The 13,631-nt window shown below is 28.8% G+C and carries 16 protein-coding genes; all 16 read right to left on the bottom strand.

What is annotated here, in order from left to right; genetic code table 11:
• Positions 1 to 750 precede the first annotated feature (750 nt).
• On the bottom strand, positions 751 to 1,494 hold the full coding sequence (locus BUC03_RS00080; protein WP_073146998.1) for an SDR family NAD(P)-dependent oxidoreductase: 744 nt from the start codon (positions 1,492 to 1,494) through the stop codon (positions 751 to 753).
• 10 nt (positions 1,495 to 1,504) lie between these two features.
• Positions 1,505 to 2,089: a DUF4334 domain-containing protein gene (locus tag BUC03_RS00075; RefSeq protein ID WP_073146996.1), complete on the bottom strand. Its 585-nt coding sequence runs from the start codon at positions 2,087 to 2,089 to the stop codon at positions 1,505 to 1,507.
• 201 nt (positions 2,090 to 2,290) lie between these two features.
• Positions 2,291 to 3,040, bottom strand: a complete 750-nt coding sequence (locus tag BUC03_RS00070) for an SDR family NAD(P)-dependent oxidoreductase (protein WP_073146994.1) — start codon at positions 3,038 to 3,040, stop codon at positions 2,291 to 2,293.
• Positions 3,041 to 3,164: 124 nt separating this feature from the next.
• Positions 3,165 to 3,743, bottom strand: a complete 579-nt coding sequence (locus BUC03_RS00065) for a Crp/Fnr family transcriptional regulator (RefSeq protein WP_073146992.1) — start codon at positions 3,741 to 3,743, stop codon at positions 3,165 to 3,167.
• A 153-nt stretch (positions 3,744 to 3,896) separates the two neighbouring features.
• A complete protein-coding gene (locus tag BUC03_RS00060) occupies positions 3,897 to 4,331 on the bottom strand; it encodes a hypothetical protein (protein WP_073146990.1) in 435 nt (144 codons plus the stop codon).
• A gap of 328 nt (positions 4,332 to 4,659) precedes the next feature.
• Positions 4,660 to 5,190, bottom strand: a complete 531-nt coding sequence (locus BUC03_RS00055; RefSeq protein WP_073146988.1) for a hypothetical protein — start codon at positions 5,188 to 5,190, stop codon at positions 4,660 to 4,662.
• Between the two features lie 157 nt (positions 5,191 to 5,347).
• Entirely contained in the window at positions 5,348 to 6,625 is a 1,278-nt protein-coding gene (locus BUC03_RS00050; RefSeq protein WP_073146986.1) for a sulfatase-like hydrolase/transferase, read from the bottom strand.
• Between the two features lie 305 nt (positions 6,626 to 6,930).
• The gene (locus tag BUC03_RS00045) at positions 6,931 to 7,818 is read right to left on the bottom strand and encodes a carotenoid biosynthesis protein (RefSeq protein WP_159432683.1); all 888 of its coding nucleotides are present in this window, start codon (positions 7,816 to 7,818) and stop codon (positions 6,931 to 6,933) included.
• 86 nt (positions 7,819 to 7,904) lie between these two features.
• On the bottom strand, positions 7,905 to 8,504 hold the full coding sequence (locus BUC03_RS00040; RefSeq protein WP_073146982.1) for a Crp/Fnr family transcriptional regulator: 600 nt from the start codon (positions 8,502 to 8,504) through the stop codon (positions 7,905 to 7,907).
• 173 nt (positions 8,505 to 8,677) lie between these two features.
• The gene (locus BUC03_RS00035; RefSeq protein ID WP_073146980.1) at positions 8,678 to 9,106 is read right to left on the bottom strand and encodes a hypothetical protein; all 429 of its coding nucleotides are present in this window, start codon (positions 9,104 to 9,106) and stop codon (positions 8,678 to 8,680) included.
• A 180-nt stretch (positions 9,107 to 9,286) separates the two neighbouring features.
• A complete protein-coding gene (locus BUC03_RS00030; RefSeq protein ID WP_143159107.1) occupies positions 9,287 to 9,628 on the bottom strand; it encodes a hypothetical protein in 342 nt (113 codons plus the stop codon).
• Between the two features lie 238 nt (positions 9,629 to 9,866).
• A complete protein-coding gene (locus tag BUC03_RS00025; protein WP_073146976.1) occupies positions 9,867 to 10,430 on the bottom strand; it encodes a helix-turn-helix domain-containing protein in 564 nt (187 codons plus the stop codon).
• Positions 10,431 to 11,024: 594 nt separating this feature from the next.
• Positions 11,025 to 11,216 carry a hypothetical protein gene (locus BUC03_RS00020; protein ID WP_073146974.1) on the bottom strand — a complete coding sequence of 64 codons (192 nt, stop codon included), beginning with the start codon at positions 11,214 to 11,216 and terminating at the stop codon, positions 11,025 to 11,027.
• Positions 11,217 to 11,433: 217 nt separating this feature from the next.
• Positions 11,434 to 12,171, bottom strand: coding sequence for a PA3715 family protein (locus tag BUC03_RS00015; RefSeq protein ID WP_073146972.1), 738 nt, complete (start codon positions 12,169 to 12,171; stop codon positions 11,434 to 11,436).
• Between the two features lie 256 nt (positions 12,172 to 12,427).
• Positions 12,428 to 12,802: a GNAT family N-acetyltransferase gene (locus tag BUC03_RS00010; RefSeq protein WP_073146970.1), complete on the bottom strand. Its 375-nt coding sequence runs from the start codon at positions 12,800 to 12,802 to the stop codon at positions 12,428 to 12,430.
• Between the two features lie 149 nt (positions 12,803 to 12,951).
• Positions 12,952 to 13,631: hypothetical protein (locus tag BUC03_RS15140; protein ID WP_073146968.1), on the bottom strand; the 680-nt coding region annotated here is incomplete at its 5' end.

The raw sequence follows: 13,631 nt of genomic DNA, 5'->3' as shown, positions 1-13,631 counted from the left end.
TGGTCAATTTGGGTTATGTTTTAGGCTAGATAAGTTATTATCTTTTTGGTAAGTCAATTCACGTATTATACTGATATGGTTGTGTCCGTTTTTAGTTGTAATGTAGGTAATATAACTTAGCCATAATTGTTCCGAACGAGTAGGGACGTGGTCTTTTATAAGGTTCTTATATTTTTTGTACATACGGTCAGAGTTAGTAGTAGTGATGTAATTTTTAGTTTTAGGGACGAGAAGGTTATTAATTCTAAGAAATCTATAAACTTTATCTCTATCTCTATCTCTATCTCTTTTGTTAATGTTTTCAGTAATGACTTTTTTGACATATCGACGCCTGTAATAAGTTCCATATCCACGATTATGTTTTGTAGAAAGTCTTTTTAAACTCTAGTTCTTTAATCTTTTCCCTTAACTTTTTAATTTACTCATTATTTTTTTTTAAAGGTATTCGTGATGTGCTTCGCAGTTCATCGTTCTTACTCATACCATTATTTTATTGCACTAAGGTACTGTATTTTCTTAATCAATAGATAATAGTTGTTCAGGGTACATCGTATTTTTTAGAAGCCTGGTTGTTTGATATATATCCTGTAAGGATTTGGTCAACGACTAAAAGTTTTGTCTCTAAAATTACTTTTTGATAGGATTTTTTTTGCCAGTGTTCATTTTGTGATTTCATAAGTGACTATAATTAATGGCTTAATTTTTAGTCAACCTATTTCAGGAAAGTTCATTCATTTAAATATTCTTAAATTACATAAACCTGCTTAGTAATGATGTAATTTTAGCAGAACCAGGATAACATATTTTTTTACCTCTTTTTATACTTTTTTCAACTGTTTTAACAACATCTTCAGGAGAAGAGGTCATATATTTTTTAAAAAAAGAGGTGTTAAAAATATCAGGCTGATCTGTTTGTTCTGCTTGTTTTAAAAGAGGTGTATCTACAGCTGGCGGACAAACAAGTAATATTCTTACTTTGGATTTTTTGTTTTCTTCAATTAATACTTTCGTGTAAAAATTATTGGCACTTTTAGTAGCTCCATAAGCTCCAAATTTTGGGGTAACTAGCATTCCCGCAGTAGAACCGTAAATAATTACATCGCCACAATTTCTTTTTAACATATCAGGAATTACAGTCTGGCAAATGTTTACCATTCCCGTATAATTTATAAGCATTAATTTATTGATATGTTCTGCTGTTAAATCTTTTAATAACCCGGCTGGCATAATTGCGGCGCAATTAAACAAACGATCTATAGTACCTAAATTGGCAATTACTTTGCTAATTACTTCTCTTACTAATTTTATATCAGTTACATCGCAATAATACGGGTGTATGTTTTTTGATCTTGATGCTGTCTTCTCTAAACCTTCTTTATTAACATCTAGTATGGCAACTATTGCACCTTCTTCTGTAGCTAATTTTATAGCATGTAATTGTCCTATACCACTTGCTCCTCCTGATATAATTACTACTTTATCTTTAAATTTCATAGGTAATAGTTTATAAATTTATTTTGAAGTTTGTGTTGTCATCTCGTTGAAGTACAAATGCATATGGGAAATTTTTAGAATTACCTTTTTTATCCATCAAACCTAAAACCGTATTTTCATCAATTTTTACAAAATGATCATTTATTGGTTTTGCATCATAGGCCATAGTTGCAGTATACTTTCCTCTATATTCAATCATTCTAAGTCTTGCACTAGATTTTTTTGTTTGTACGAAAGGTTTTGATAATGCCATTAAAACTCCCAAGACTTTATTTTTTGGAACATTAATATCCATTGGAAGATATTTAGGGTTTACAGAATATAATTGAGTTTTATTCTTTGTATAGAAAACCAATGGATGTACCTCTTCTGGGGAAATAAATACTTTACCATACCAGCCAGATGGCACTAGCATGCCGTCTAAAGAATGACCTGTTTTTATTTCTTCACCTTTCCAACGGCCAGTCATAAAATCTAAATTTACGGATTCTAATTGATCATAAACCCTAAGAACATCTGCTACATTACCTTTTTTATTTGTAAGCAACTCATTTAGAAGTTCTTTATTTACTTTTTGTTTATTATCAAAATTCATAATACACTATTTTAATTGTCAATATGTAAGAGTAAATAACTCTAATACAAAAGTATTATGCCATTGGTTTGTAGGAGTGCACCATATGGTGCGAAATTAAAAGTCTGTTAGGGTTATGATACCATTTTCAAAGACTAAAAAAAAACAGAGCAATTTTGCTCTGTTTTTTATAAAGGTAAATCTTGATAATCATAAGTTTTATTAAACAGCCGTATATCCACCATCAATTAGATAATAACCTCCAGTCATAAAAGACGATTTTTCAGAACTTAAGAATAATACTAGTTCGGCTACCTCTTCAGCTTTACCTAATCTATTCATAGGGTGTTTAGCTTTAAGCATTTCTAACATTTCAGTATCTGCCATTTTCAGTAAGGGAGTCTCAATATATCCAGGTCCTACAGCATTACATCTAATATTTTTTTGTGCATATTCTACACCTATATTTTTTGTTAAACCAACTACTGCATGTTTAGTGGTGGTATATGCAGACGACATAGGAGCAGCGGCCATCCCGTGAATAGAGGCCATATTAACAATAACACCTCCGCCATTTTTTTCCATCTGTTCTAGCTGATATTTGCAATTTAAAAACACACCATTTAAATTAATAGCAACTACTTTTTCCCAAGAACTAACCGAATATTGTCCTGTTAAGTTTTGTTCTCCAGTGATTCCGGCATTATTACAAGCAATATCTAGTTGTCCATATTTTTCTACTGTTTTATTAATCAAATTCTGAATATCTTCTTCTTTAGAAACGTCTGCCTCAATAAAAAAAGCTTCTCCTCCTTGAGATTTTATTTGGTTAACAACAAGCTGCCCATTTTCTTCGTTAATGTCATTTATAATTACTTTAGCTCCTTCTTTGGCATACAAAACTGCTACAGCTTTACCTATTCCAGATCCAGCACCAGTTACTAATGCTACTTTATTTTTTAACTGTTTCATATTATATTTATATTTTATTGTTTTTATAAACCCTTACTGTAAATAGTTATTACAGTGGCAATTTTCAGTATAAAAGTAGCATGACTCAATTAAAAATAAACGCACCATTTGGTGCAAAAACTAATTAGTGCTTTGAGAAAACACGTCTAAATGTATTTCTATGAATGCCTAAGTAAGATGCAATTTGTACGTATGGAAATAGTTCAAAAACTTTAGGGTTTTGATGTTGTAGTAGTGTTATTTTTTCTTCAGCAGATTTAACTTGTAGTATTTGATTTTTATGAACTGTTTTTACAAACTCTTGCTGTGTTAGTAAAAATTCAAATTGAAGAAATCGAGGATATTCATTGTACAATTTTTTAATTTCTTCAATATAAAAATAAGACACAATAGCCTCTTCTTGAAATTTTATATTTAAATTAGATTTTTTTTGTAGAAAATAACTCTCATAATCAAAAAGAATTTCTGGACCACTAGGATAATAAAAGTCTTGAATAACTTCTTCAGCATGATTGTTTATTATATACGAATAAGCAATTCCTGTTATTAATAACCCCATTTTTTTACAAGTAGTATTCTCTTCTAAGAATAACTGATTACGCTTAAAGTGTTGAACTGTAATGTGTTCTCCTAATACTGCTAGTTCATTGTCAGTGAGGTTAAAATGGCTGTATTGCTTTTGTATATATTTTAAGATATCCATGCTTTTTATTAAAGAGTTTTGGTTTCTATAAACCCAAATAATATTATATTATTTTCTATACATGGAATTTTAGGCATAAAAATAAAAAAACTAAAGCTCTTTTGTGTAAAACAAATTAACTTTAGTTTTTTATTTATTGTTAATTGGTATTTGTTATTCAATTTTTTTATCTGAATTTTCGCCTTTAACTTTAGCTTGTTCTCGTTTATTTAAAACTAAGGCCCTTTGTTGTTCTCTTTTAATTTTAGCTTGTTCTCGTTTTTTTAAAGCTAATGCTCTTTGTTGTTTTCTTTTAATTTTAGCTTGTTCTCGTTTATTTAAAGCTAATACTCTTTGTTCTTTCCTTTTAATTTTAGCTTGTTCTTGTTGATTTAATGCTAAATTTTTTTGATATTTTCTTTCAATTTTTGCTTGCTGTATCTGACTTAGAGTTAATTGTCTCTGTTTTTCAATTATCTGTTTTTCTTCAGCCCTTTGATCTAATTGATCTTGAGCATTAGTTTTATTATATAGAAAAAATAACATTAGCGTTATAATTGTTATTCTACAGATTTTATTTTGAAAATATATGTGAGCAAATTTTTCCATGTTTATTGTTTTAAAATATTAGTAATGAACTTCTTTTTTATAACGGTATTGTTTAATATTTATTTTGAAGTTTTTTTAAAAAAATAAAATATTGATTTGTATAGTTTAAATTTTCAATTTTTCATTACTAGATTTATTTAAAAGAATAATGTTTTAGACATACAAAAATTTTAAGAACCTGATTTGAATATTCTTGTGTTATTAAGTTAAGGGTAGGTGTAAGTTAGGAGTAAAGATAGTAAAAAGAGATAACTTTGACGCTTTTGCGTCTGTGTCTACAGGACACAAACAACCTTTAGTTGGAATTATACGTTGTTATATAACGTTTTTAATAACGTACTGCTAAATCCCAAATTTTTCTGTATAAATTATAAAAATTTAATAAACCTCTTTTTATAGGGAGAGCTTCAGGTGCATGTGCGTTAATTTTAATAGTATAAATATTATCAGAAAAAGTCAGAACGTTTTGGCAGCCATCAGTAAGGTTATCTGGTTTGCTATATATTTCATTTATTTTATTTACATCTAAATCTTTCAATAATAAAGCAATTTCATCAAATTTAGAAGTAGGTATTTTTATAGCATATTTTGAAAATAACTGTTTTAGAGATAATTTATGGTCGCCAATTGTGTCTTTTTGGTCATAAATTTTAAATAAATGACTTAAGGTATCACTATATCTATTTAGAACAATTTTCTTTAAAATTTTACCTCCATCAGTTCTGTTATAAAAACATTCTACTTCTAAACTAATATAATTTAATTCAATTTTTTTATTAATTTCATAGCTATTATTTGGAATTTGTGAGAATCCAAAATTTAAATTGAAAAATAATATTGTAAATAGTAATTGCTTCATTTATAATGTTATATAACTATTTTGTGTAATTTTCCAGCTATTGAAGTAATAGGAATAAAGATAGTAAAAAGAGATAACTTTGACACTTTTGCGTCTGTTTCCGCAGGATACAACTAAACCTTAGTTGGAATTATACATCGTTGGATGGTAGGTATTTTTAATTTCTTATCCTCAACAATTCAATTTCTAACTCTTCTTTAGATTTTTTTTCTATAGAATTAAGAGTCGAATTTAGAATGTTGTTTTTTTCATATGGATCGGTACTTAAGTTGTACATTTCTTCTTTTCCATTTACAAACACTAATAATTTGTAAGTACCATTACTAATGGTCCAAGCATCATTTTTTTCATTCTTCATTTCAGAATACTGGTACTTTCTAATAGATTTCTTTTCAGAAAAAAGTGTTTTAAAACTTTTACTATCATTTATTTCATCAATTTCTACACCTGCTATTTCGGCTATTGTAGCAAACATATCTGTTGTAGTAATTAAATTATTATCGATTCCTTTTCTTTCAACTCCCTTTCCAGACACAAATAAAGGCATATTTATACCACCTTGATATAAACTTCTTTTTACTTGATTTTTATTATATGGATCTTGGGTAACTATTGGTTCTGTACCGTTATCACCCATAAAAATAATAATTGTATTTTCTTTTTCTTCTTTTGATAGTGAATTTAAAAGTTTTCCTATTTGAAAATCCATAGCCTCTATAGAAGCCATAAAATAAGGAGTAGGATCTACATTTTCTGTGTAAGGAGGTAAGTTTCCTTGACTATGCATTTCTGCAGGAGGGACATGAAAAGGAGTATGTGGTGCATTATAGGCTAACCACATAAACCAAGGTTTTTCTTGTTTATTAATCCAATTGAACGCTAAATCTGTAAACTTTTTGGTAGTATATTCTGTAGCTGTTGTTTGCTTTCCTTTTTCAGATAAAGGCCAGTTGTAATAATCTTTTACAGAACCAATAAATATGCCTGCATAATAATCAATGCCAAATGTTTCTGGATTAATTGTTGTATCGTAACCAGAAATATGCCATTTACCAACTACAGCTGTCGCGTAAGAATTATTAGTATTTTGGTTAATATATTTTTGTAATAAAATTTCACTTTCATTTAATTTTTGATTAGCCCATCTTACATCTGTTCTATATCCATATTTACCTGTAATCATTGATGCTCTAGTTGGTGAACAAGTGGGGTATGTCCAGAAATTATTAAAGCTTAAACCTGCTTTTCTAATAGAATCTATATTTGGTGTGTGTGGTTTTATAGTTCCTTCAGTATATCCGGCTAAGGCATCTTTACCCATATCATCTGCTATAATAAATAAGATATTTGGTTTTTTATTAGCTGATTTTTTATTTTGATTTGTTTTACAACTCAAACATAAGATTGCTATTAAAAAGTACAGTGCTTTTTTCATTTAAATATGGGAGTAATTTATGATTATTGCCAATGTATTCGTGTAATTATCCGACGATGGTAAGATTTGGTAGTAAATATATAACAAAAAGAGCTAACTGTATTGCTTTTGTGTCTGTGTCTGCAAGAAATAACTAAATCTTAGTTGGTATTATATGGTGTTATGCAACGATTTTTTCATAGTTACCAATCATTACTAAAATTCTATTTAATTTATTGGATTCTAAATATACTCTAATACATTTAGAAAAATATATATTCACTAATTCTAGTTCTAAATGAAAACAAATAAACATATAATAACTACTATGTTTTCAAGTCACCATTTGCATCTTTATATAAATTTACAATTGCTAATACAGCAGAATATAACATCGTAAACACCATAACAGTTACCGAAATCTCATAAAGGTTTGCTACTGTCCATGTATTGCCTGCCAAATCTTGTATTTCTGTTTCATTGTCTATATGATAAATGTATTGTGTAACATAAGAAAAAGCAATAGTTAAATATAGAACGATTGGTTGCATCCAATAAAATTTCTTATCAACTAAACCTGAAGTTTTAATCATTTGTTGATTTTTGGCAAGAACTAGTGTAAATATTTGCATAAAAAGGTAGCAAGTGAAATACCAGCCAAGAAAATTAACCAAAGGTACACCTACAAAACCACCACCATTTTCCCAAACCCATAATCCTTGATAGGTAGATGTTGATGGGTCTTGAACCAAATCAAATTGCACCATTATAAACGCGCTAACCATAGGTAGCAAGAAAATATTCCTTTTTTTATCCAAATGACGATCGGCATGATTCATTATAATAGATCCTATAGTCCAAGACAAATAGCCAACTGCTATATAAATTGGACCTACAACTACCGGCACTTGGTCTATAAAAGGAACAGCAAAAGGAGCACTAGATAAATCGTAATGATAATTTCCAAAAGGGAAGCCCGTATGTATGCTTAAATCTTCTAAAAATGTGCTAACTGTATAAGCTAAAATAACGAATAGTCCGGTACCTTTCCAGCCATATCGAGCTACGCCGTGAATTACAAGAAATATACACCCTGCGAGAGCAAGAATTCCTGTTGCGGGCCTTGGGTCATGAACAAAAATAAGGTTACTTATAAAATAGATTAATATTAATCCCCAACCTAAGTAATAGCTCAATTTTGCAGAAGAACTCATTTTTTTCATAATATATTCTCATTAAATTTTTTCTTAAACAAATTAATGAGAAAATTAAATGACTTTTATGAAACTAATTTCATCTTTCAAATACTCTTTTTAATCTTACTTAACCATTGCGGAGTTACACCAATAAATTCTGCTATATATTTTGAAGGGACATTTCTTGTAACAGCATTATGTTCTGTTATTAAATAGCTATATAAATTCTTTTTAGAAAGACTTATGAGTTTTGTTTTCATCTGACCTTCAATTATAAGTGCTTGTAAAATTTTTGCATTATAATATTTATCAAAATTTTTGTACTCATTATTTAAACTAGTGATACTTTCACGATGAAAAGCTATTAATTTTGATTTTTTATATGCTTTTAGTTGACAATTGGAAATAGAGTTGGTAAAAAAACTTTCGGGCTCCGTCATATAGGGTTGATAATTATCGATGTAAAAAGCAATTGTTCTGTACTTTGAACTTTCCTCATTATAATATTGACTTATAAAGCCACCCTCAAGAATAAAATAAATATAATTGTTTTGTTCACCAATATTTAAAAGTATCTCATTTCTTTTTACTTGTATTAGTTTTCCTTTGGATAGATTTTTCTGAATTAAGTCCTCAGATATGCCATACTTAGCTGCATCTTGTATTAATCTTTTACTTAATTGATTGTTATGATATCTTGTCATACTATTGTTTCATAACGGTTTTGTATAATTTCCCGGCTAAGGGAAGGTCAGGAATAAAGATAATAAAAAGAACTAACTTTGACACTTTTGCGTCTGTGTCCGCAGGACACAACTAAACCTTAGTTGGAACTATGCAGTGTTGGCAACTGAATTTAATCAGTTATGAAATTTCTCTAATTAAATTTATATCGAATACCACCAAATCCGTTAACGAACAAATCTGCGTAATCTACCTCATACATTGGTTGTAATTCAATATGAAAAGAGAAATTTTTTAAATTCTCAAATGGAGTAAATTGAGCTCCTATCGGTACAACAATTCCATTCAAATTATTTACCACAATTCCTCCTCCAATATAAGTTCGATATTCTTCTCTTCGTAAAAAATTATAATTAAGAACTGCTTCTGCAGTTACATTCTCTAATGATGTGCCTGAATAAATCCTTAATTCCGTCCATAATTTTTCGTTAAAATCGTATCCGACACCTACTTTTGAATTGTCAGAATTTCCAAAGTAGGAAACGCTTACTTGTGCTTTCGCTTGGTAAAAAGAAAAAAGAAGATAAAAAATAAAAATTGCTTTTAATGTAATTTTAGTCATTGTTATAATTTATTACTAAGTTGTTATATCTCGTGGCTAACGGTTTTGTATAATCTCCCAGCTAAGGGAAGGTTAGGAGTAAAGATAGTAAAAAGAGCTAACTTTGACGCTTTTGCGTCTGTGTCCGCAGGACACAACCAAACCTTAGTTGGAATTATACAGTATTGTGGGTAGTGTTTTTTATTCCAAATATGCTATTCGTTCGCCAATAGTGTATTTCAATATATTCTTTTCCGCTTTATCTTTTATTTGAATTGCTCCATCGATCGTAAACTCTCCTAAACCTGTAACAATTATTTCATTCGTGTTATTATTAAGAACGATTTTGTCAGCATTCTTCAGTTCAATAATATCTGATTTAAAATTCACGTTTCCTTGGAATTCCATTGTGTTTTTTTTAGAGTCAAATTTGACGATATCGCATTTAAAAGACGGTTCGTTTTTTTCGTTTTCTATACTTTTATCCTGAGCAAATGAATTTACTCCAATTAAAAGTCCGATTAATAAAATCCAATTTTTCATAATATGATTTTTTAGTTTTCCATTTCTAAAATACATTAAATATCTGTAAATCAGTATTAATTTGAGTTCTGTTTTCGTTTTGAGTGTTTTTTCGCATTACCCACAACGGTTTAATATAACTTTCAGTTGCGTTGAATGAATGTTAAAGATAATAAAAAGAACTTAATTTGAAGCTTTTGCGTCTGTGTCCGCAGGACACAATTAAACCTTAGTTGGAATTATACAATGTTGCCACCAGTTATTTTATCAGTTTAATTATATTTGGATATAAATTTTCTGTTTTCCCTTTACTCGTTTTAAATGCAAAAACTATTGGTAATATTATGTTCAAAGTATAAAGTCCGATGAAAATATAAAAAAGAATAGGATAATAACCATAATGCATAATTTTCGAAAATGCGAATCCTGTTATACATAAAAATGTTATAATCGACCATAAGATTTGATAATTCAAAAGATTTGCTCCGATTTCTTTTAGTCCAACAATTTTATCTTTTTTATTTATCCATAAAATCAGAGGGACAATTATATTTCCAACAGGTATTGCTAAAAAGACTATTACAGAAAGATGAAAAATTGTTAGATAGCTTTTGTCAGTTTGTTTTCCATAATCTAAAATATCTTCTGCATTTATGTTAAGCACCTCGCAAACTAAGTTCAAGGTTTTTCCACGAGGTTCACTTTCGTTATTTTCAATCCGTTGAATTGTTCTTAAATTCACTTTTGCAGATTCAGCCAACTTTTCTTGAGAAAGTCCTTTTTTCTTTCTTATTTCTCTAATTTTTTTTCCGATTTCGTTCATAATTAATTTTGGTTTATTGTTACTACAAAACTACTTATGAATCTATCAATTTGATAACGGTTTGTTTGCGACATTTTTACGACATTCTTGTCAATATGTTGATTTTGTTGAGTTTTTTAATTGGCGGCAACGGTTTTGTATAATTTCCCAGCTAAGGGAAGGTTAGAAGTAAAGATAGTAAAAAGAGCTAACTTTGACGCTTTTGCGTCTGTGTCCGCAGGACACAACTAAACCTTAGTTGGAATTATACATTGTTGGCAACATTATTTAATTCAAACTATCTTTTATTTTTTCTGCTTTTTCAATCTTTAATGGGTTCGTTACTTGCATTTTTTGTTCACTCTTATTTTCGCCACGCTTCCAAAATTCAAGAGTTGCAAATGTTATTAGAAAATTTAAAATTGTAAAAACTATTCCGATGACTAATATTTTATTACCAAACTTTAATTCAAATTTCTTAAGTTTTCCATCTAAGTCTAGTATTTTGTCTTGCTTATCTTCTTTATCATTCTCGTATTTTTCTAATTCAAAATGCCCTCCTTTTCTTTTTGCTTTTTCTCCTTTTGTAGTCAGTTCAAACGAACCATTCCCAAATTAGTTAAAATACTTTCTGCTTTTTAAAAAATCGGCAATTTTTTCTGATAATTCATTAAAGTATTCTTTTTCGTCTTTAGTTTCATATTTAAGATGTTTCGGAACTAAACATTCATATATGTTAAAAAACTTATCGTCTTTTTCAGATAATAAAACAATATTAAAATATTTTACAATTTCGCTTTCATTCATTTTTCAGAGAGTGATTGGTATATTGTTGCCAACGGACTTATGTATGAAACGTAGCGTGCAAAAAGACACTAACTTTTCGGATTAACACAGAGCCGAATTTTTATATTTTGTTTTTAATTTTTCTCTTTTTTAAAGCCAAATTAAAAATTTGGCGTACCTTCTAAATATACACAAACCTTTTGGTTATGGACTTATTAGCTATGTTTTATACACCGTGTTACAAAACGTTTTTTTTGTATTTTTCACCATTATATTTTAATCGAATTGATTGAGATGTTCTCTTTTCTTCGTAGTCACAGTCTCCATTTTCGTTCTCAAAGTTTTTTATTGTTGTAATTTTGTTTTTTACTAAAATATCATAATAACCATTTGTTTTATTTGATGATATAATCAATATTTTCTTTTCATTTTTAAATTCTCCAGCACAGTTAGTGTCCCATTCGCCACCATAATCCATTACATCATAATTGTCTAATATTTTTTTTAATTTGTTTTTGGATTTTATAAATAACGAAATAGTCGTGTTACTATATGGATTAGCTTTAGACATTCCATAATAATTTACTCGTATTCCAAAAGCTCTTTTTTCTTTTGAAATTTGGTAAGGTGCAGTATCTATTATAATTTCTGATAAAACTACAGCATCAGACGTCCAATTATTGGTTTTTGAACTTTCATAATATTGATTTTTAATCTTTCCTGTTTCGCTGTCAACTATTAGAATATAACTGTTAAGTTCAAAAAAATAGTCATCTTCGTCTTCATTAGAAATCTCAGGAATGACTACAATAGTTTCAGACTGATTGTTTGGGATAGTTTTATAAGTAAACAATTCTCTTTTAATTTTTGATTTGTCTAAACCGAGTTGTTCGGAAACAATTTTAATAAAATCAATATTTTGAGAAAATGAAAATGTGTTTATAAGAAAAAAGAATATTAAAATGTAGTATTTCATTTCTAATGTTTTGTAACGGTTTTGTGTAATTTCCCAGCTAAGGGAAGGTTAGGAGTAAAGATAGTAAAAAGAGCCAACTTTGACGCTTTTGCGTCTGTGTCCGCAGGACACAACTAAACCTTAGTTGGAATTATACATTGTTAGGCACTGGCTTTTTTTCCATTTCGATTGTTTCCCAATTTTCATTTCCAACCTTTATACGTTTTATTGGTTTGTCAGTTTTTAGAAAACCAACTTTTTCATAACATTTAATTGCTCAAATATTCCAAGAATATACATTTAGTATAATTCTTTCCTTTTTTAGATTATAAAACCCATATTCAGTCAGTTTATTAATCAATTCCGTTCCGATTCCTTTTCCACGCATTGATTTTTCCCCGATTAAAATTCGAGCTAATTTCGCAACATTATCCTCTGGAATGTTTATTTCTGCAATTCCGATTGTTTCATTATTCTCGTTTTCTATTTTAAATACAGTTCTATTTGATTCCGATAAATATAATTCGACTTGTTTTTTGTCAATTGGAAAAGAGAAAATTTGTCCGGCGAATTGGACTAATTCCGATTCACTTGAAATCCATTTTTTGAGATATTTCCAATAATCTATTTTAAATGATTCTAATTTTATCACGATTGTTTTTTTAGCTTGTTGCCAACGGTTTTGTATAATTTCCCAGCTAAGGGAAGGTTAAGAGTAAAGATAATAAAAAGGGCTAACTTTGACGCTTTTGCGTCTGTGTCCGCAGGACACAACCAAACCTTAGTTGGAATTGTACAGTGTTACCACACGCTTTTTATTCCGTTAATTTTTTCTCCTTGTTCAATTAGTTTTTCTGAATATTCATCATTCTCATTAATTTCAAATATGTCAAATTCTACGTGTTTATAAAAGTATTTATTCAGATTTGTTTTGATATGTTCTATGTTTAAATCAATTTGTTTGGAAAGTTCTATTCCAATAACAAAATATGCTTCTTGATATTCCTCAACATTAACAAACAAGGCTGTATAAACATTTTTAACAGGAACAATATTTAAATCTGTTTTCTGTAAAGCTTTAATAATATTCTTTTTGTCAGATTTATTTACTTTTGAAAATATGTTGTGTAAAACCTGAATATTTACTTCTCCTTTTTCAAGATGTTCTTGAGTTAAATTAGTCAGTATATCTTTGGTAATGTCTATTCCTCCATTTTTATTGACTTTGTAAGCATCATAAGTTAAAAATGGACCTTTGAAAATGAACCAAGGTCCAAATATAAAATTCATTCTATTGTATTTTCTTTTGAATTTTTCAATTTCCTCGCTGCGTTTAATAAATATTGCAGGCGAAAACCTCAATAAAGATACTGCTCCAAGTCCAATTCTATAATTGAATAATATAAATTTACCTCCAGAATCAATGTCTTTTTTTAGACTTTCTAAATCATTATTCTTTATGTTCTGAAGTTTGTAAATCA

The sequence above is a fragment of the Mesonia phycicola genome (assembly GCF_900141885.1).
Lineage (GTDB): Bacteria > Bacteroidota > Bacteroidia > Flavobacteriales > Flavobacteriaceae > Mesonia > Mesonia phycicola.
This window is presented reverse-complemented; position numbering and strand designations above follow the sequence as displayed.

Bases quoted from the DNA above. Each gene is read 5' to 3' on its own strand.
- BUC03_RS00055 (WP_073146988.1), bottom strand. From the start codon at position 5,190: ATGAAGCAATTACTATTTACAATATTATTTTTCAATTTAAATTTTGGA.
- BUC03_RS00045 (WP_159432683.1), bottom strand. From the start codon at position 7,818: ATGAGTTCTTCTGCAAAATTGAGCTATTACTTAGGTTGGGGATTAATA.
- BUC03_RS00040 (WP_073146982.1), bottom strand. From the start codon at position 8,504: ATGACAAGATATCATAACAATCAATTAAGTAAAAGATTAATACAAGAT.
- BUC03_RS00060 (WP_073146990.1), bottom strand. From the start codon at position 4,331: ATGGAAAAATTTGCTCACATATATTTTCAAAATAAAATCTGTAGAATA.
- BUC03_RS00070 (WP_073146994.1), bottom strand. From the start codon at position 3,040: ATGAAACAGTTAAAAAATAAAGTAGCATTAGTAACTGGTGCTGGATCT.
- BUC03_RS00080 (WP_073146998.1), bottom strand. From the start codon at position 1,494: ATGAAATTTAAAGATAAAGTAGTAATTATATCAGGAGGAGCAAGTGGT.
- BUC03_RS00015 (WP_073146972.1), bottom strand. From the start codon at position 12,171: ATGAAATACTACATTTTAATATTCTTTTTTCTTATAAACACATTTTCA.
- BUC03_RS00030 (WP_143159107.1), bottom strand. From the start codon at position 9,628: ATGAAAAATTGGATTTTATTAATCGGACTTTTAATTGGAGTAAATTCA.
- BUC03_RS00020 (WP_073146974.1), bottom strand. From the start codon at position 11,216: ATGAATGAAAGCGAAATTGTAAAATATTTTAATATTGTTTTATTATCT.
- BUC03_RS00025 (WP_073146976.1), bottom strand. From the start codon at position 10,430: ATGAACGAAATCGGAAAAAAAATTAGAGAAATAAGAAAGAAAAAAGGA.
- BUC03_RS00065 (WP_073146992.1), bottom strand. From the start codon at position 3,743: ATGGATATCTTAAAATATATACAAAAGCAATACAGCCATTTTAACCTC.
- BUC03_RS00050 (WP_073146986.1), bottom strand. From the start codon at position 6,625: ATGAAAAAAGCACTGTACTTTTTAATAGCAATCTTATGTTTGAGTTGT.
- BUC03_RS00075 (WP_073146996.1), bottom strand. From the start codon at position 2,089: ATGAATTTTGATAATAAACAAAAAGTAAATAAAGAACTTCTAAATGAG.
- BUC03_RS00035 (WP_073146980.1), bottom strand. From the start codon at position 9,106: ATGACTAAAATTACATTAAAAGCAATTTTTATTTTTTATCTTCTTTTT.